The 18,937-nt window shown below is 35.5% G+C and carries 21 protein-coding genes; 4 read left to right on the top strand and 17 right to left on the bottom strand.

Annotated elements, in window-relative coordinates; translation table 11 throughout:
* Window positions 1–8 precede the first annotated feature (8 nt).
* A complete protein-coding gene (locus tag I600_RS01610; RefSeq protein WP_058102763.1) occupies window positions 9–686 on the top strand; it encodes a type 1 glutamine amidotransferase domain-containing protein in 678 nt (225 codons plus the stop codon).
* Between the two features lie 17 nt (window positions 687–703).
* Here I600_RS01610 and I600_RS19375 read toward each other — a convergent pair whose 3' ends face one another.
* The 12 genes from I600_RS19375 to I600_RS01555 all read right to left on the bottom strand — a co-directional run bounded on the left by I600_RS19375 (window position 704) and on the right by I600_RS01555 (window position 10,015).
* Window positions 704–964: a dihydrofolate reductase family protein gene (locus I600_RS19375; RefSeq protein ID WP_209439184.1), complete on the bottom strand. Its 261-nt coding sequence runs from the start codon at window positions 962–964 to the stop codon at window positions 704–706.
* Between the two features lie 49 nt (window positions 965–1,013).
* A complete protein-coding gene (locus I600_RS19370; protein WP_209439178.1) occupies window positions 1,014–1,157 on the bottom strand; it encodes a hypothetical protein in 144 nt (47 codons plus the stop codon).
* Between the two features lie 158 nt (window positions 1,158–1,315).
* Window positions 1,316–2,707 carry an FAD-binding oxidoreductase gene (locus I600_RS01600; protein WP_058102762.1) on the bottom strand — a complete coding sequence of 464 codons (1,392 nt, stop codon included), beginning with the start codon at window positions 2,705–2,707 and terminating at the stop codon, window positions 1,316–1,318.
* Window positions 2,708–2,729: 22 nt separating this feature from the next.
* Window positions 2,730–3,506: a methanethiol S-methyltransferase gene (mddA, locus tag I600_RS01595; protein WP_058102761.1), complete on the bottom strand. Its 777-nt coding sequence runs from the start codon at window positions 3,504–3,506 to the stop codon at window positions 2,730–2,732.
* A gap of 118 nt (window positions 3,507–3,624) precedes the next feature.
* Window positions 3,625–4,695 (bottom strand): nickel-binding protein, encoded by a 1,071-nt coding sequence (locus tag I600_RS01590; protein ID WP_058102760.1) that lies wholly within the window; start codon window positions 4,693–4,695, stop codon window positions 3,625–3,627.
* Between the two features lie 187 nt (window positions 4,696–4,882).
* Window positions 4,883–5,557 carry an SCO family protein gene (locus tag I600_RS01585; protein WP_058102759.1) on the bottom strand — a complete coding sequence of 225 codons (675 nt, stop codon included), beginning with the start codon at window positions 5,555–5,557 and terminating at the stop codon, window positions 4,883–4,885.
* Window positions 5,554–6,174 (bottom strand): toxin-antitoxin system YwqK family antitoxin, encoded by a 621-nt coding sequence (locus tag I600_RS01580; protein ID WP_157490827.1) that lies wholly within the window; start codon window positions 6,172–6,174, stop codon window positions 5,554–5,556. The genes I600_RS01585 and I600_RS01580 overlap by 4 nt, the downstream gene beginning before the upstream one ends.
* A 2-nt stretch (window positions 6,175–6,176) precedes the next feature.
* Window positions 6,177–6,968, bottom strand: a complete 792-nt coding sequence (locus tag I600_RS01575; RefSeq protein WP_058102758.1) for a YHYH protein — start codon at window positions 6,966–6,968, stop codon at window positions 6,177–6,179.
* A gap of 117 nt (window positions 6,969–7,085) precedes the next feature.
* The gene (locus tag I600_RS01570; protein ID WP_058102757.1) at window positions 7,086–7,718 is read right to left on the bottom strand and encodes a hypothetical protein; all 633 of its coding nucleotides are present in this window, start codon (window positions 7,716–7,718) and stop codon (window positions 7,086–7,088) included.
* 6 nt (window positions 7,719–7,724) lie between these two features.
* Window positions 7,725–8,747, bottom strand: coding sequence for a YHYH protein (locus I600_RS01565; protein ID WP_082642866.1), 1,023 nt, complete (start codon window positions 8,745–8,747; stop codon window positions 7,725–7,727).
* A gap of 22 nt (window positions 8,748–8,769) precedes the next feature.
* On the bottom strand, window positions 8,770–9,522 hold the full coding sequence (locus tag I600_RS01560; protein WP_058102756.1) for a hypothetical protein: 753 nt from the start codon (window positions 9,520–9,522) through the stop codon (window positions 8,770–8,772).
* A 211-nt stretch (window positions 9,523–9,733) separates the two neighbouring features.
* Complete coding sequence (locus tag I600_RS01555; protein WP_058102755.1) at window positions 9,734–10,015, bottom strand: EF-hand domain-containing protein; 282 nt, start codon at window positions 10,013–10,015, stop codon at window positions 9,734–9,736.
* A 190-nt stretch (window positions 10,016–10,205) separates the two neighbouring features.
* Between I600_RS01555 and I600_RS01550 the strand changes: the two genes are divergently transcribed.
* From I600_RS01550 to I600_RS01540, 3 genes are all read left to right on the top strand, one after another.
* Window positions 10,206–11,273 carry a sensor histidine kinase gene (locus tag I600_RS01550; protein ID WP_058102754.1) on the top strand — a complete coding sequence of 356 codons (1,068 nt, stop codon included), beginning with the start codon at window positions 10,206–10,208 and terminating at the stop codon, window positions 11,271–11,273.
* Window positions 11,266–11,940 (top strand): LytR/AlgR family response regulator transcription factor, encoded by a 675-nt coding sequence (locus I600_RS01545; protein WP_058102753.1) that lies wholly within the window; start codon window positions 11,266–11,268, stop codon window positions 11,938–11,940. The genes I600_RS01550 and I600_RS01545 overlap by 8 nt, the downstream gene beginning before the upstream one ends.
* Before the next feature lie 162 nt (window positions 11,941–12,102).
* The gene (locus I600_RS01540) at window positions 12,103–12,660 is read left to right on the top strand and encodes a DUF4494 domain-containing protein (RefSeq protein WP_058102752.1); all 558 of its coding nucleotides are present in this window, start codon (window positions 12,103–12,105) and stop codon (window positions 12,658–12,660) included.
* A 72-nt stretch (window positions 12,661–12,732) separates the two neighbouring features.
* Here the strand turns inward: I600_RS01540 and I600_RS01535 are convergent, their stop codons facing one another.
* The 5 genes from I600_RS01535 to I600_RS01510 all read right to left on the bottom strand — a co-directional run bounded on the left by I600_RS01535 (window position 12,733) and on the right by I600_RS01510 (window position 18,937).
* Window positions 12,733–13,371, bottom strand: a complete 639-nt coding sequence (locus I600_RS01535; protein WP_058102751.1) for a fasciclin domain-containing protein — start codon at window positions 13,369–13,371, stop codon at window positions 12,733–12,735.
* Between the two features lie 158 nt (window positions 13,372–13,529).
* On the bottom strand, window positions 13,530–15,659 hold the full coding sequence (locus I600_RS01530) for a catalase (protein ID WP_058102750.1): 2,130 nt from the start codon (window positions 15,657–15,659) through the stop codon (window positions 13,530–13,532).
* A gap of 277 nt (window positions 15,660–15,936) precedes the next feature.
* Window positions 15,937–16,674, bottom strand: a complete 738-nt coding sequence (locus I600_RS01520; RefSeq protein WP_058102748.1) for a LytR/AlgR family response regulator transcription factor — start codon at window positions 16,672–16,674, stop codon at window positions 15,937–15,939.
* Between the two features lies 1 nt (window position 16,675).
* Window positions 16,676–17,710 (bottom strand): sensor histidine kinase, encoded by a 1,035-nt coding sequence (locus tag I600_RS01515; RefSeq protein ID WP_058102747.1) that lies wholly within the window; start codon window positions 17,708–17,710, stop codon window positions 16,676–16,678.
* 6 nt (window positions 17,711–17,716) lie between these two features.
* The gene (locus tag I600_RS01510) at window positions 17,717–18,937 is read right to left on the bottom strand and encodes an ABC transporter permease (protein WP_058102746.1); all 1,221 of its coding nucleotides are present in this window, start codon (window positions 18,935–18,937) and stop codon (window positions 17,717–17,719) included.

Raw genomic sequence — 18,937 nt, 5'->3', positions numbered from 1 at the left:
AGGATAAAATGAAAATATTATTTGTATTAACGTCTCACGATCAATTGGGAGACACGGGAAAGAAAACAGGATTTTGGGTTGAAGAGTTTGCAGCTCCATATTATGCTCTTTTAGATAAAGGAGCAGAAATTACGGTAGCAACACCAAAAGGAGGTCAAGCACCAATTGACCCTAGTAGTGATACTGAAGATGCACAAACAAAAGATACCAAACGCTTTAAAGAAGATAAAGAAGCGCAGGAGGTAATTGCCAACACAAAAGTATTGGCAGATGTAGATGCCAATGATTTTGATGCCGTTTTCTACCCTGGTGGTCACGGTCCGTTATGGGATTTGGCAAACGACCTTACTTCTGTAAAATTGATTGAGGCTTTTAATGAGCAAGAAAAGCCAATTGCGTTTGTATGTCATGCACCTGCTGCTCTTAAAAGAGTTTCTGGTACAGATGGTAATCCTTTGGTAAAAGGTAAAAAAGTAACAGGATTCACTAATAGTGAAGAGGAAGCTGTACAGCTAACTGAGATTGTACCATTTTTGGTAGAAGATATGCTACAAGAAAACGGCGGAATATACTCTAAGAAAGAGGATTGGGCGGCATATGCAGTACAAGATGGTAATTTAATTACAGGTCAAAACCCTGCCTCATCAGAATTGGTAGCTGAAAAATTATTGGCAGCACTGAAATAAGAAGTTTAGTTTGGTTGTTAGTTAATAGTCCAGAAGATCACTTGGTTTTCTGGACTATTTTGTTTTAAAAGATTATAATTTATAGAATACGTGTTGAATACCAGTCCGCCATCATAAGTTTCGGTTTCTGTGAGTTCTAATTTATAACAAGATATAGATTCACCAAATAACCGTACGCCAACTCCTAAAATCAAGGGGTTGATTTTTACCTTTATGACATCTATTAGTTTATTGTTAAAAAGCCATCCGGCGAAAACGCCACCTCCACATAAGTAAATATCTGTGGTTGAGTTTTATTTCAGTTCTGTAATCTTATCTAAGTCATATTCAGAAATAATATATATGTACTTGATCACTTTTGTCATCAAACTGTAAAGATTTGGAGAGAATATGATGCTGCATGTGCGCATAAGCTGGCTGCCCAGGTTTTAATCCGTATGCATACCCAAATTCATAGGTTTTTCGTCCCATGATTACAGTTTCAAATGCTTTTAAATCATCTAGGTATTGCCTAACACCATCACCTTCGCCAACAAATCCGCTTATATCGGCATTGGGTCCACATATCCATCAATGGAAATAGCTACATAATACACTACCTTTCTCATCATATCCTTTAAGATATCAAGTTACGCTTTTGGAATTATATTCTGATTAACTCTAAATAAGTTTGTTGGGTCGTATTGACGTTTAATAGAAGTTAAACGATTATAGTTGTGTTTATAACTCGCTTGTACCCGTTCTTGCCCTTCATTCATCATAAAATTGGAATAGGCACCACCTGCAGAATATGGATGCAATGCATCATAATATCCTTTGCACCACTCCGTAATTTTAGTAGCATTATTTGGGTTGGGATCAACACCAACGTATACACCACAATAATCAGCATCACGGTATGCCCAAGGAGTTTCGGTTGCTCCTACCCTACTTGCGGCACCTGTTATTGGGTATAAATGCATTTGTGATAAAGGAGTAGGTATTTTAGAACCAAATTTTAAATGTTGAGCACTTATTTCAGGTGTCAGCGATTTGAAGAAATCAGCTCTCCAATACCATTGCATTCCTGTAGGAAACAAACCATCGAACATAGCTTGCAGCGCTGGGTAAGGCATTTCTGCTGTATGGGCAAAAATCGGTTTTTTATCTAATATAGGAGCAAAAGTCTCTTCCATTTGGTCCATAGCACCTGTATAGCACCAAACAATGGCGCAAAATTTCTTGTTATGAAGATGCTCAGGAAATGGAGATTCAGGAATTATCATGGTGGCTATAAACCCATTAATATCATCTGGTGCAGTTCTAATAAAACCATCAAACCAACCCATAATTTCTTCAGTCTGTTCTATAGGCCATAATGTTGGTCCGCCATAGACCATTTTTTGTTTGTGTGCTTGAAAAGTAAATTCCGTTACTACTCCGAAATTGCCACCACCACCGCGAATAGCCCAAAAAAGGTCAGAGTGTTCATCCTTATTAGTTATAACAATTGATCCATCTGCCAAAACCATTTCAGCTTCTAAAAGATTATCAATGGTTAAGCCATATTTTCGAGAAAGATAACCAACACCTCCACCAAGTGTGAGTCCGCCAACACCAGTGCTTGATACCATGCCAGAAGGGATTGCCAAACCATATTCATGTGTAACATTATCTACCTCGTTCCAAATACAACCACCGCCGACTTTTACGATATTATTTTCTGCATTTACGCTGATGGATTTTAAACCCGATAAATCAATGACCATACCATCATCACATAAGCCTAAACCACCCCCATTATGACCGCCACCTCTTATAGCAACAAGTAAATTGTTTTTCCGTGCAAAATCGACAGCGGTTTGAACTTCTGTGGTATTAGTGCAAATGACTATAGCCCCCGGATGTTTGTTTATCATTGCATTATACACCTTACGCGAAATATTATATTCCTGGTCTGTAGGTGTTATTATAGTACAGTTTATTAAGTTGCGTAGGTCGTCAACTAATTTTTTTGAAAAGGATTGTGATTCTATTTTCATAATTTAAATTTTTAGATTGGTATTATAGTCCGCTTTGCACACCTTTTGACTCTATGGTATTATTGTTAGAAAATTTTGTGAAAGGAATAATCATGGGAACCTTTTTTTGGTACTCCTCATAGGTTTTGCCTAATGCCTTTTTAAGATCTTTTTCTTCTAGAAATTTAACGGCAACTAGGATATAACTAGTTGTTATTAAAGCAAATAACAGGTGACCTGCGGTCATAATTGGTGTAGCCCAAAAAGCGATTATGAATCCTAGCATTATTGGGTGACGTACCAATCCGTAAAAATAATTTACTCTAAAGGAAGGTTCTTTTGTAACCTTATTTTTTAGATTATCCACGATTTGGGTAAGACCAAAAAGTTCAAAATGGCTTATCATAAATGTGGATAATAAAACAATTAACCATCCTATAAAAAATACAACTTGAACAATAGTAGCTAAGATTACATTATCAACAGACCATACCACAGCGGTCATAGGCTGCCATTGCCAGTAAATCAGTATGAGTGCCAAGCTTGATAAAAGAATATAGGTGCTCCGTTCCGCTGCCTTGCCAATTATTTTAAACCACCACTTTTTAAATGCCGGTCTTGCCATAATACTATGTTGAAAAGCAAAAACACTGAGCACACCAATATTGATAAGTAATGCATTCATAGTATCAATTTCTACCCCGGAATCTATACTTTTTGGCACCCATAAATTGTTGACGAAACCAATTGCATATAGAAATGCGATTAGAAAAATGATATAAGCTAAAATACCGTAAATAAGGATGATGATTTTTTTCATGACATTGTTTGTTTTGGTTATACATTCCAAAACTAATCATGCTTTTTCATTGTTAATTCTACATTTCAACCAAACACTATAACATTTCGTTCAATATAGAAAGGAACAAAAAATATGTTTAAATACTCTTTAAGTAATTAGAAGGTAGTACTTTATATTTCTTTTGAAAACATTTTGTAAAATACGCAGCACTATTAAAACCCGTTTCAAAAGCTACTTCAGAAATATTACGGTCCTTTTTTAGCAGAAGTTTAATAGCCTTATTTAAACGATGACTTTGAATTAAATTATTAGTTGATGTCTGTAATAAACTTTTGGTTTTACGATAAAGTTGCGAAGTACTTAACCCTAAATGAGAACAAAAATCGTCTACACCTAAATTGGAGTTTTGCCATTCGCTTTCTAAATAATTCATAACATCGTTTAAAAATTCTTCTTCTTGAAAAAGCAGGGTTTTAAATGTTTTAGGATTTAATTCTTTGTTCTGGTTTTCACTTTCATATAACTCTTTAACTTCAGTAGTTATAATGATGTATGAATGTTGAATATCAGTTAAACGTTTGGCAGTTTTAATCGTTTCTTCAAAGAAACCATGGTTTTGGGTAACGGGTACGCCAGCAGCAATGCCTATACGAATTTGTTCCGTACTAGTTTTTGTTGACAGATAACAATCTTTTAATTTCAAAATACCATCTAAAGCATTGGTGGTAGATGTAAATGATATCAGTAAATATTCATTATGGCTATCTATAAGGCGACCTTCAAAATTTTCTATGATGGTTACCAATTGTTTCATAACTTCTTTTTTCGGAGAAGTTGAATGTTGAGCATCCATAAATTTAAGAACAGCCAAAATTCGAAACCCAGGATTATTTACAATATTAAGTTCTTTCTTTTGTGATTTACTGGGATCTTCAATACGTCCTAAAAAAGATTCAACGATACTGGCATCTACCTCAATTATGGTATTGGGTACATCGCCATGAGCCTTAGTGTGCATTTCAACAATCGCTTTCATACTTGGTGCTTCTACTAAACAGAAAGCTGTGCTACGATCTTCGTCAAACCAATAACTAAGTCCTTTACAGCAATACTTATGCTGTATAATTAAATCTTGGTTGTGTAGTGCGGCTACATCCTCTGCGGTTACTCCTTTTGACACATCGTGCCTATCCATGTATATGGGCATGTTGTTTTTTTTACTAGATTATTGCTCGTAAAAACCGGAGGATTATGTTTTGTAAGCCTATAAAAGTAAGGATTTTTTATAGACCATAGATGCTTAAAAGTCTGTAAATCAATATTTAACAAAAAGACACATAATATTAGATTTATATGTTTGCACTATTTGATTTGTAAAACTAGTGTAGAGCGAATTACATTTCTTTCAATAATGCTTCAGTATCTGTAATCAATTGTGCTATTGAAGCACGGTTGAGTCCGTTGTAGATACCCCGTATGTGTTTATTTTTATCTATGAGCAAGAAGTTTTCTGTGTGTAAAAAGTCATTGATGTCCTTTGGTATACCTAAATCGTTCTCCACAAAATATTCGTTTCTACCTAAGTTGTAAATTTCAGTTTTATCACCAGTAACCAAGTGCCATTTAGAATCTATTACTCCGTTTTTTTCCGCATACGTTTTAAGCACAGCCTCAGAATCTATGGATGGTGTTACGGAATGGGAAAGGATAGCAACTTCAGGATTATCTAGAAAAGCCTCTTGTACCTTGGTCATATTGTTCGTCATCTTCAAACAAATGCCGGGGCATGTAGTAAAAAAGAAGTCGGTAATATATACTTTATTTTCAAATGACTTCTGTGTCAATGTATCACCTAATTGATCAACCAGTTTAAAGTCCGGTATTTTATGAAATTTTTTCTCCTCTTCAGAGTTTGGGGTCAACCAATGTGGTGTAAAAGATTCGTCATTATAATAAGGCAAATACGCTACCCGGCTAGTTTCAGTTACCTGAATATGCTTTTTTTTTACTGTTTGTTTACAGGAAATCAAAACTAGTATAGCTGCTACGTAAAATAAAGTCTTTTTCATAAAGGTTCATTTTCTGATCTAACTACAACTTCATCTTCTAATTGGTAGCAAGAATTTGCTCTTCGTAGACCAAATATGCGTCCGTTTTTGGCTTCATAGTTTACATATAAGGTTCCGTTTTGTAACCAAGCCTTTTGTAGTCCTTCTTCCCTACCGTTTACCAATTGTCTTTCTTTTGCCAATTGCCCATCAGGATACCATTTTCTCTCCACACCATCCATTTTACCATTTACGTAATTAGCTTCTTGAGCTAACTGACCGTTTTCCCACCATGTTTTGTAAGAACCTTCAAGTCGGTTATTTTTATAATGATACTCAACCCTAAGAACTTCATTGACAGACCATCTTTTGGCGACTCCTTCTCTTTTTCCTTTAACAAAACCCACCTTTTCTGCCAATGTGCCGTTCTCATGTAAGGTTAATGCATAACCATCATAAGGTGAGTTTTTGTAATACCAGGTACCTTCTAATTGATTAAGGGTCAACTCTTCCTTGAATTTAGTTACTTGACTGACTTCAACTGGGGTTGCTACCTGATGCTTTGAACCGGAACTTTGTTTACAACCGGTTTGCAACATCAGTGCAAGGCAAAGGATATGGAAGTGTTTATTATTCATTTTTAGTAGCCTTGATATGGACCGGCAAATGCTAAATAGGATCCAGTAGTAGAATACACTTCATTGATAATGTGATAATGGTATTCTTCTTCACCATCAGTATACTGTGTGGTAGAAGTATGTCCGCCAGAAGCATCTAAATCCGTTGGGTAATCTCCCGTTGCACTGCATTTACGTCCGTAAAGAAATACTCCGTCCAATAATATACCTACTAGGTTATCGTCGTCATTGGTAAAAGCCTTTGGCTCTAGGTGATAATGATATACTCCGGGACCAATATGGGCACCTGTCCAATCTAAACTAGCAGCAGCTTGATCTAAGGCACCCCCACCTTCTTGATCATTGAATATTGAAGAGCCGCTTACCGCAATACCAACAGTTCCTAATTCTGTTTGTACAGTACTACCCGTTAAATCGGGAGTAGCATCTACACGTATGGTATAAGCATTGTTATTACTGGACATGATACTTGGAGTAAGGGCAACATCTGGCTCTTCTTTATATAGGGAATTACCCTCTCCCCAATAAACCGTTTCATGATTTGGAAGTCCGGTAGTCTCTATAACAACTTCAGAACCATCTAAATACACAGTCACGGCATCTGAATTAAACGCACTATAGGCAGCATGAAGCTCAGTAACCACTTCATCATCATCTATATCACTATCATCTGTTGTACTATCATCTATCACTCCATCATCTACACTGTCGCTACTACAGGCAACAAAGGTTATAAATGCTAATGCAAGAGCAAAAGAAATAGAGGGTATTCTTTTGATGTTATTTTTTCTCATAATTGACTTTTTAAATTGATTAATGTTAATAAAGCTGTATAAAACTAATGTCTTGATTACTATGGATTTTTGGAAATCAGTGAACAGCCCCTAATTTTAAGTGGAATTGTATTTTATTTAATATTTTCTTGGTAGATATAGTGCGTTAGTTTCAATTAACCTTTTGGTCAATAGCCCAATGAGCAATAAACCTGTTAAGAGAAAAATAACTATCCATGGGTCAATTCCGGCTTTTTGTTTATCTATTTCCACAAATTTGTTATCATCAACTTTTAATGCAATAGAATGTTCATTTTCATTGTTTAAAATGAATTGGTCTTTTTTAAACCCATTTTTAAATATAAACAGTGCACTTTGACTTTGCGTAATATCATTGAACGCAGTATTTCTCATGTTAAGTGTTTTCATATTTTCATCTATTCCAAAAACTTCAAAAATCACTTTGGTTTCATGCCCTAGTTTTACACTACCATTACCAATTTTTACTGAAGAACCATTGTTATAATCTATATCAATATTGTTTTTTAAATGTTCAAGAACCATGTGTTGAAACTCCTCGGGGGATTTATACGGAGTTTCGGTAAAATGGGTTCTTACTTCCTGCTGAAAAGCGGTCAAAGAAGAGCTGATCTGTAATATCCAAGAGCCATTACTTTTTTCGACCAACATGGTTGTTGAAGCATTTGGGCTGTGGGCATGGCCAATAATTATGAATAGAAGGTTTGCCAGAATTAATAAATACGTTTTCATATAACCTTAGTTTACGTAGGCCCCTTTAAGCCCGTTAATAAAATTGTTGTTACCGGCGGCATCTACGTGGTAGTGATAGCCTCTGGTGTCATCTTCATGACCTCTTAACTCATCTAGATCGGTAGCTTCAAAGCCTTCACTATCTTCCAATTCGTAAATTCCAAATCCATCTAAAGCATATCCAATTAAAGCGGCATGTCCATCATCTTGTACAACCTTTGTACCGTAGCCTGTAGCAGCGTGATAGTGATAACCTTGGTGTACATTAATATGACCACCAGCATCATCAAAAGGAGCCAAAGTATAGGCGCCAAGAATATTATCTACCGGAGCCGGTGCAGAAAACTCAATGCCATTAAGTGCAATACCACGTGTAGATGGGGCCTGAGTGGTTTGTGGTCCTTGTCCGCCAGAGTTAAAAAGAACGGGAGTATCTTGTACAACTGGGGTTATGGGAATTGTCCAAGTTTGGTTTAGGTTGGTAATATAGGAAGGCAGACATTCCACACAAAAATTTTCATATTCAGCACCAACATTTGGGTTTGCCGCATTTATACAATCGTCTTCGGTATCGGTGATATAAATATCTCCGTTTTCATCATACATCATCCAATTATCATCATTGTAGAATTCAGCTAAATTCGCAACAAAGGCACCATCAACATCGTATACTTCTCCACTTTCTAACCAAATTCCTCCTGCTTCCGCGCTATCACTAATATTGTCGGGGCACCAAGGTCCCATTTCATGATCTCCCGGTAAACTGGTAGTTACAATTTGATAACAATCTGTTTCGGTACCATCAGATAACGTACAAGGAACTGTGGTTATACTTACAGAACCATCTTCAGTATAAAAGAAAGAAGCTTCTACGTTTGCAATAATCGTGCTGTCCCCCGTGGTATCAGTTGCAATACCATTCTCAGAAATGTCTGTATCATCAGTAGTATTGCTGCAACTGGTAAAACCAATTACAACAAATGAAATAAGAAGGGCCGATAGGCATAAATGTTCAGTTTTATATATCATATGGTTTTAGTTTCGCTTGGCTCTAAGACCTGTTCAGTTCTTGATTTAGTTTTGTAGCAATAATTTTTGTCTTATTCCTTAAATTTTTGGCAATAGAAAGTTGTCCTTTGGTTTGTAACAACCTGTCAATGACACTGTTTTGATATTCTCTGCTTACCAGTAAATCCGGATAATTTGATCGGTTGCCGTAGTTTTTCATACGCTGATAATTATAGCTGTCTTCTGGTAAAATTTCAATTAATGAAATATGCTTTTCTATGATAGGTTTTAGGCGCTCGTTTATAATATTTTCAATCTTGATTTGTTGATTGTTAAAGTTGTCAAGTTCATTGGGATAAGCGGCAATCAGTTTTTTGAGCGAATCACTTTCAATAAATTCAAATTTATTGGTTGCATTAATTGAGTTTATGGCTTCATCCCTAACAATGGTCTTATGGTAATTTAGATTTACGATCATTGACTTGGCATCGGCAGTTAATTCCGCAGGTTCCATACCCAAATAATTTATGGTGTTTTGCAAGGTTTGTATATTCTTGGTATAGTCTGCAATGGCACTATCCAATACACCTAAATTTGTATTCAGTTCTTGACTTAGACTTTTGTAGATTTTAACTTCTACAATTCTATTTTTTCTGGATTCGTTGATATCATTGATCTTCCATGCAATTAGAAGACCTATGACTATAAGTAGAATTTCGCCTAATGCGTAGATTAAATAGGTCTTGAATTTCTCTAATTTTATCAATCTACTTCTAACCTTTCTGAATAAGACCATTTGTTTATATGCTTATCTTATTGATGATAAATAAAGCTTCATGGCGGACCATGAAGCTTTGGGCTAACTTCAACAAATTTTATTGGCACCGCCAAAGGGTATAATACCCCGAGGCTTGCCTTAAATTTAAAACTGTGATTCCTTTGAATTCCTCATGGGCTTGCCCTGGGGTGTTTTATTGAATCAATATTTAAAATAAACTGTGTAGAAATTAATTTCTAGGTCTTCCTTTAGGTTTTGGAGCCTCATCAAATTCCTCTTTAGAAATAAAACCATCTTCATTGGTATCTATTTCAGAAAAGTTATCCTTTAATGGACCTTTTACTTCTTCTTTAGAAAGCTGGCCATCTTCATCTGCATCCATTTCTTCTAAAAGTTTGGCATATGTTGGGGGCTCTCTTCTTTCACCTTTAGATTGTGCGTTAACTGCTACTGTTCCAAAAGCTACTAATAAGGCAAATAACAATCCTGTTTTTAATGTAATACGTTTCATATATATTTAATTTTATAACTAATATTCGTTAGCAAAGATGTAAGAATCTTTAATGCGGAATGGTTGTTTTAAGTGTTTGCCGTTTACTTTTAAGCGAAAGGTATTCTATATACAATGAACGTTTAATTAGCAGCGGTTTATAGCACTGTTTTTAAGGTTGGGTTGAAAATTTATTCCTTTTATTTGTACCATGAACAGACATAAGAATATTGTATTTCATGTAGCCTTATGGCTTTTGGTTTGGTCTACCGCATGGATCTTTAGTGGTAGTGATTTTCAGTTCGTACTGGAAAACGGTATGGTACTTATTTTTCAAATAATAGTAATTGCTGTACTGATTTATTTAACGGTGCCATACCTTTTATTAAGGAGAAAGTACATTTTATTTGCAATAGCATCCATTACAGTTGTAGTTGGCTTGACCTTAATTTTGACCAATGTAATACCTTGGTCTGGAGGAATGGTTAACGAACCGAATATGGGTACTTTGCCCGGACCAAGACCCGGACCAAGGTTTGACGGCGGCAGACCTTTGCAAGAATTACGTAGACCACCTTCACGTTTTTTTATTAATCTGCTTTTAATTACAATTGCCTATATCATTGCAACACTTGTAGAAATATTCTTGTTTGCACAACGTAAAGAAGAGGAAATTATCATCAATAAAAATGAAGCATTACAAACAGAGCTTAAGCTATTAAAATCACAGATCAATCCTCATTTTCTATTTAATGCCTTGAACAATATTTATGCACTATCTGCAATTGATGCCGGTAGAACCCAAAAAAGCATTAGCTATTTATCAGACATGTTGCGTTATGTGCTATATGAATGCGAACAAGAAATTGTACCGTTATACAAAGAGATAGATTATATTGAGAATTATATAAAACTGTTCTCCCTAAAGAGTAGTAAAACCTACCCTATTTCCACTACGTTTTCTATTGAAGATCAAAATGTGCCCATTGTACCCATGTTGCTGATTCCTTTTTTGGAAAACGCCTTAAAACATAGTAATATTGAAAAGATTGAAGGCACATTTATCAACTTAAAAATTACTTCATTTACTAATGGTATTGATTTTGAGCTGGAAAATTCAAAACCAGAGCATGTTGTTGTAAAAGATGATGTTGGCGGTATTGGCATAGAAAATGTGAAAAAGCGTTTGGCTATCTTATATCCTGATCGACATGAATTAGTGATCAATGAAACTTCTAAGGCGTTTAAGGTGAATTTAAAACTTAGATTACATGAATAGTATAAACTGTATAGTTGTAGATGATGAAGAGTTGGCTAGGTCTTTGTTAATAACTTATATTGATAAATTAGAGTTTTTAAATTTAGTTGGTGAAGCTGAGAATCCATTAGAAGCTTTGAGCATAATGAAGGAAAAACAAGTTGATCTATTGTTTTTGGACATTCAAATGCCAGAAATAAAAGGAACGGACTTTGCCAAAATGCTCGGGTCTAAAACCAAAGTTATTTTTACGACGGCTTATTCTCACTATGCTTTAGAAGGATACGAATTAAATGCTGTAGATTACTTGTTGAAACCAATAACCTTTGAACGCTTTGTTACTGCGGTCAACAAGGTACAATCCAATACCACTATTGATAAATTGGATTCCATAACCATTAAATCTGGGTATGATCTTCATAAAGTTAAGTATTACGATATCCTTTTTGTAGTAAGTGATAGTGAGTATGTAACTTTTCACCTGAAAACTAAAAAAATAATCAGCAATCAGCGTTTAAAGGCATTAGAACAAGAGTTGCCTAGCAGTCTATTTATGAGAGTGCATAGATCGTACATTGTCAATAGAAATTATGTCACCGGATTAAAAGGTAGAGACTTGCAATTATCCGATGTGATTATTCCGGTGAGCGATTCTTATTATGACCATGTAAAACAAGAATTATTTTAGCGCACAACTCAATTAATTTTCTTTTTACATCATTTTTTTATAAGTACTTAAGTACTAATCATCTATACCCGTCATTTTGAAATTGTGAATATCTATTGCTTTTTTTAAGGTTGCAAACTATGACTAAGAAGTATATTTAGCACCCCAAAAAAAATATAAGATATGAGTGCAACGTGGTACGAGTGTAAAATAAAATATAGAAAATTAGATGATGCATCTGGAATGTTAAAGGTGAAAACCGAGCCATTTTTGGTAGATGCAATTTCTTATACCGAAGCAGAAAGTAGAATTACGGAAGAAATGTCCGCTTACCTAAGCGATACGGAAGAAATAAAGATTACGAATATTAAGGTTGCCAATTTTGCTGAAATTCATCCCTTTGAAAATTCGGACAGATGGTTCAAATCAAAAGTATCATTAATTGCTTTTGACGAAGAAAGTGGTAAAGAGCGCAAGACCAATATGTACCTTTTAATTCAGGCCAATGATGTAAAAGAAGCATATGACAATACCATTAGTGTTATGAAAGATACTATGGGTGAATATTCTGTTCCTTCCATATCAGAATCACCTATTATGGACGTGTTTCCTTACTTTTCTGGCGAAGAGGATGATATGGAACGTGTTGAAAAATTTAATACGGTAAAAGACTCTGTACCCGTAGATAATACTATGAATGAGGAGTTAGAACTTAGCGATGTACTATCAAGAGAAGAATAGAAATTTCTATTTAAAATATAAAAAGGAGGACTAACGAAGTCCTCCTTTTTGTTAATAGAAAGTGTATACTGATTACTTCATTATTAGCACATCATTAATAACGTGTACTACCCCATTGGAAGCTTCTACATTACCTAAAACAATTTCTGTTCTATTACCTTTTTCATCCTTTAAGTTGATTTTATCACCCTTTAAGCTTGCGGTCAAATCTTTACCTCCAACGGTTGTAAAGGTATATTTTCCGTTGGCTCCGTTAATAGCCTCTACAAGCTTGTCGCTAGTAATTACACCAGAAACAACGTGGTATTGTAATACTTGAGTCAACATTTCTTTGTTCTCCGGTTTACCCAATTCTGCAATCGACATTTTTTTAGGAAGCTTTTCAAATGCATTATTAGATGGGGCAAATACGGTATAGCTACCAGGTTCTGATAACATTTGGTCTAAATCTGCCGCTTTAAGCGCAGATACCAATGTGCTTAGCTCTTCATTTTTACTGGCAACCGCTGCAATACTTGTTGCCATCATTTCTTTCTTTTTGGCTTCTTCCTGCATTCTTGTTTCTTCAGCTTTCATTTCAGCCTCCTCCATGGCTACTTTTTCTTCCATGGCTTTTTTATCGGCATCTTTTTTCTTTTGATCGTTACAAGATGCAAATGCCAATACCGCAAATGTCATTAGTGCAAAATTTTTAATATTTCTAGTTTTCATAATTTTTGAATTTATTGGCATCGCCAAAGGGTATAATACCCCTAGGCTTGCCTTGAATTTAAAGGTTTGTTTCTTTTGAATGCCTCATGGGCTTGCCCTGAAGGGCTTTAATTAATTAGATTAAAAGCTCGGCGCAAAATGCCCCCGAGCTTTTTTATTTATACCGGAACTTTATCAGAATGTTCCCTTCTATCCCAGTTTCTATGTTTGGCAATACTTTTAATGAACTTATCTGTTGAATCGTTGATATGTACGGCGCCATCTTCTTTAAAGTTAGCTACGAACGTATGATCTAATACATTTTCACCTTCCTTATCTGCTGCAATTGCCTTGCAGTATTTGAAAGTTTCATTTATGAATTTTATATATTTTCCATTTTCAATTATGGTACTAACGGACTTTTCACCACCTGGAATGTAAATGGCATCGAAAAGAACACTTTCTGTTGTTGCAATTGCTGCATCTACTTTATGTTCCTTTCCTTTATCGCATTTTATGGTACCACCATGTGGAGCAACAATTTTTAACATAGCACCTTCTTTTTCCAATGCTTCTTTAATTGGAGAATAATCGCTCATGCTAAAACCATCTGCGGCTAAAATTGCAATTTGTCTTGTGGCAATGCTATCGAATTTGGTGTGCGCCATGCTAAGGGCTTTAGATTTTTCTAAATAGATTTTCTTTTTTCCTGGTTGGTGCTTTTTCACATCGGCATCAGCACCAATTGCTTGATTTATTGGTTGCTCTATTTCTTTTGGAATTTCCATTCCCAGTCCTTCCCCTACCTTGTTGGCAAGTTCTGTATCTATTTGTGCTATCAACCATAACATACGTTCTTTAATATGTTCATGGTTACATTTGCCCAATTCAAAAGTATATGCAGCTGCAACGTGTTCTTTTTCCCAATCTGCCAAGCTTCTATAAAATAGCGCTGGTTGAGAAAAATGATCGCTAAAACTTTCACTACGTGTTCTTATTTTTTTGGCATCAATTCGTTCTTCGTAAGAATGAAATGCTCCCTCTGCCATTTTGGATAGATAAGGACAACCACCACTTAAACTATTTGGAAAATAAGCCGTTTGTCCTTTTGGAATTTCCATTTGCATGTGGGCATCACGTTGATTGTTATGTGTGTCCGCTACAGGTCTGTTAATGGGAATTTGATGAAAATTTGGGCTGCCTAATCGGGATAATTGTGTGTCTCTATATGAGAATAATCGCCCCTGTAATAATGGATCGTTTGTAAAATCGATTCCCGGTACTATGTGTCCGGGTAAAAATGCTACTTGCTCCGTTTCTGCGAAAAAGTTATCAGGATTTCTGTTTAAGGTCATTTTACCAATAATTTTTACCGGTACCATTTCCTCTGGTATCAATTTAGTGGGGTCTAAAAGGTCAAAGTCATATTTATGCTCATCTGCTTCTGGAATAATTTGTAGACCTAATTCCCATTCTGGATACTGCCCTGCTTCAATGGCATCCCATAAATCCCTTCTATGAAAATCTGGATCGGCACCGTTAATTTTTACGGCTTCTTCCCATGTTACAGAATGCACCCCTAACATTGGTTTCCAATGAAATTTTACAAAATGCGCCTCCCCTTTATCATTGATCAATCTAAAAGTATGAATACCGAACCCTTCCATCATTCGCAAGCTTCTAGGAATAGCTCTATCGCTCATTGCCCAAATATGATTGTGCAACGTTTCTGTAGTCAGTGAGACAAAGTCGTAGAATGTATCGTGAGCAGATGCAGCTTGTGGAATCTCTTTATTAGGCTCTGGTTTAACCGAATGTATTAGATCGGGAAACTTCATGGCATCTTGAATAAAGAATATAGGCATATTGTTTCCAACAAGGTCCCACGTGCCCTCTGGTGTATAGAATTTTACGGCAAACCCTCTTACATCTCTGGCTAAATCAGGTGATCCCTTTGATCCAGCAACTGTAGAAAAACGTACGAATACGGGTGTTTTACGTTTAGTATCCGTAAAAATACCGGCTTTACTATACTCTTCTATACTTTCATATAATTCAAAATAACCATGTGCAGCACTACCGCGGGCATGTACAATTCGCTCCGGTATACGCTCATGGTCAAAATTTGTAATTTTCTCTCGTAAAAGAAAATCTTCTAACAAGGTTGATCCTCGTTCGCCTGACTTTAGACTGTTATTGGTGTCGTTTACTTTAAGCCCTTGATTTGTAGTAAGGGGCTTACCTGTCATATCTTTTTTGAAATTTTCTAAGTCCTTAATTTTAGAAGTCTCCTTATTATCTTTTTCCATGGGATAGTGTGTTTTGTTAAGAGCGCTAAAATTATTGCTAACCTATTGTAATTATTAGCTGTGAAAAATTTAAAATGGGCTCAAATCAAAACATACCATATCACCGAATAATATGGAAGTAGTAACAATCAATTATCATGCAGCACTTTTAAACACTGTTCATTTAAGAGTAGGCAAGCGAAAACATACTCAATTAGAAGGAAGAGAAAAGGGAACGTATTGTGGAGTTTATGATTTTGATAAACTCCATATAATTAAAAGCAAAAAATCTATTGCTTTAAGAATTCAAGGAGTTATTGTTGATATATTCTAAAAACTTAGGTTTGTACTGTTCCGATACTGTAATACGTTGTTTGTTAATGATAATTTGGCTACGCTCTATTACTTCAACATATTTAAGGGCAACTATAAAAGATCTATGAACCCGCATAAATTGGGAAGATGGTAAATCTTCTTCTAGACTTTTAAGACTCATTAAAGTAAGTATAGGCTTAGGGTTATCTTTTAGCCATATTTTAATATAATCTTTTAACCCTTCAAAATAAAGTACGTCTGCGAGCTTAATACGCAGTTGTTTGTATTCTGATTTTACAAATAGAAATTCCTTTGCTTCAGATACTTTAGTAGTAGTTGTCTTTCTTTTGACCAAAGTAAACCAATCTAAAGCTTTGTTCGCAGCGGTCAAAAACTCGGCATAGTCAAAAGGTTTCAATAAATAATCCAAGGCCTCAACTTTAAAACCTTCCAAGGCGTATTGATCAAAAGCTGTTGTAAAAATGACCCTAGTTTCTTTTGAAAGCATTTTGGAGAATTCCAGTCCCGTTAAATCGGGCATCTGAATATCTAAAAAAAGTAAATTTACTTTTTCCGTATTCAAAAATTGCATGGCCTCAATTGCGCTATTGCATTTCTTTTTAAGGGTTAAATAAGGTGTTTTATCAACATAACTTTCCACAAGATTAACCGCCATAGGTTCATCGTCAACAATCATGCAAGTAATTTCAACTGCTTCCATTTTACGTTATAATTTTTAGGTACACCGAATAAATACCATCTTTGATTTCCTGAACAAACTCATGTTTATTTGGGTAGAGCAAATGTAACCTCTTTTCCAAGTTAGGTAGCCCAATACCAGAACCACTTTTATCAGTTTCCTCTTTTGGAAAGTTATAATTTTCCACTTGAAAAATTACACTGCTATCTTGCGTAATCATATCTATTGAGATGACACTTACCTTATTTGCAGAAACCCCATGTTTAAAAGCGTTCTCTATTAGGGAAATAAATAACAAAGGAGCTATATTTATTTGTGGTTCACTTATAGGGAAACTAGATTCCACTGTTGTCTTATCGGTCAACCGTAATTTCATTAATTCAATATACTTTCTCATGAATTCTATTTCTTTAGAAAGTGGTACCATCTCGGTATTGGTTTCATAAAGTAGGTAGCGCATAAGCTTACCTAAACTATGAATGGTAGACTTGGCTTTATCAGGAGAAATATCTACTAAAGAATAAATGTTGTTCAATGAATTAAAGAAAAAATGCGGCTGTAATTGGTATCGCAAGTGCTGTAACTCTGTCTGTAACTTAAAATTATCCGCTTCTTTACGTTCCGCCTCTGTTCTTACCCATCTTTTAGTGGTCTTAATGGCAATGGAAAAAAGTAGCGGTGCCGCATAAGTCAACATTTGTATATAGATGAACAATTTAAATGGTGGACCTACTCTTTCATTTTCCGGCGGACGATTCTTTATAAGCATACTGAAAAAGTTATCTTCAATAAACTCTTTGGCCAACATAAAAAATCCAATGATAATAATATTAAGAACTACGAAAATCAGTGTTTTTTTTGCAAATAGAAACTTATCGATCAGAATAAAAAAATTGAGATAAAATATGATTGCATAGAATAATACAGGAATTAGAAAATGGGCAATAAGTCTGCCAGTTTCTAAATTTTGTCCGTACGATAACGCAAAGGGTATACTGAACAGCACCAACCAAATGAGAAGGTGCTGGGCAATTATAATATTTTTATTCTTATACATAACTTATTATTCGTAGCGTAATGCTGTAATCGGGTCTAAAGCAGAAGCCTTTCTTGCCGGGTACCAACCAAAGAAAATACCGGTAACTGCACAAACTGCAAATGATATTATTATGGAATACATAGCAACACTCGTGGGCCAATGTAAGAACTTTTCTATAAAAACAGTAGCTCCAAGGCCTAAGATTACACCAATGATTCCTCCAGTAATGCTAATTAATACAGCTTCTATTAAAAATTGCATGAGAATATCCGATCCCTTGCCACCTACAGCCATACGAAGTCCAATTTCCTTGGTTCTTTCTTTCACGGAAACATACATGATATTCATGATACCAATACCACCGATCAATAAGGATATACTTGCTACTGCCACTAATAATACGGTAAGCATTTCACTGGTGGAGCTAAAAGTAGATATCAATTCTTCCATTGAACGTACGGAAAAATCATCATCTTCATTATCCATTAACTTGTGTTCGTTACGAAGAATATCCGTTACCTCTATCACCGCATCGGGTGCATCATCTTCACTAACCGCAGATGCCATAATCTGATTCAGATAATCTATTGCCAAAATTCTTTTTTGTACCGTGGTGTATGGGGCTATAACAACATCATCTTGGTCTTGCCCAAAAGTATTTTCACCTTTTTCCTCTAAAACACCAATAACTTTGAACGGAATATTATCAAAACGTATCATTTGCCCTACTGGATCTTGACCATCTGGAAAAACATTGTCAACTACGGTTTGTCCCAACACCACAACCTTTGAAGCTGATTTCACTTCCGCATCCGTAAACATGCTTCCGCTTTGTAACCCCACCACTTTAATGTCCAAATATTCTGGATTTACACCATAAATGGTACTTGGCCAGTTGTTAGCGCCACTAATGACTTGTCCGCCACCGTTCACTACGGGAGTAATGTAACTTAATAATGTAGATTTCTCTTTTATGACATCATAATTTTTAAGTGTTAAGGTCTGTACATCTCCTCCACTACCCCTTGCTGGTCCCCTATCATCGGTTCCGGGGCGTATGGTTATCATGTTGGACCCCATACTAGAAATAGTGCTTCTAATACTTTCTTTTGAGCCCTCACCTATAGCGAGCATGGCTATTACGGATGCTACACCTATAATAATCCCCAACATGGTAAGTAAAGTTCTAACTTTGTTTAGAACAATAGCTTTATATGCGATTTTAAGTAGATTTAATATTCTCAT

The sequence above is a fragment of the Maribacter dokdonensis DSW-8 genome (assembly GCF_001447995.1).
Lineage (GTDB): Bacteria > Bacteroidota > Bacteroidia > Flavobacteriales > Flavobacteriaceae > Maribacter > Maribacter dokdonensis.
This window is presented reverse-complemented; position numbering and strand designations above follow the sequence as displayed.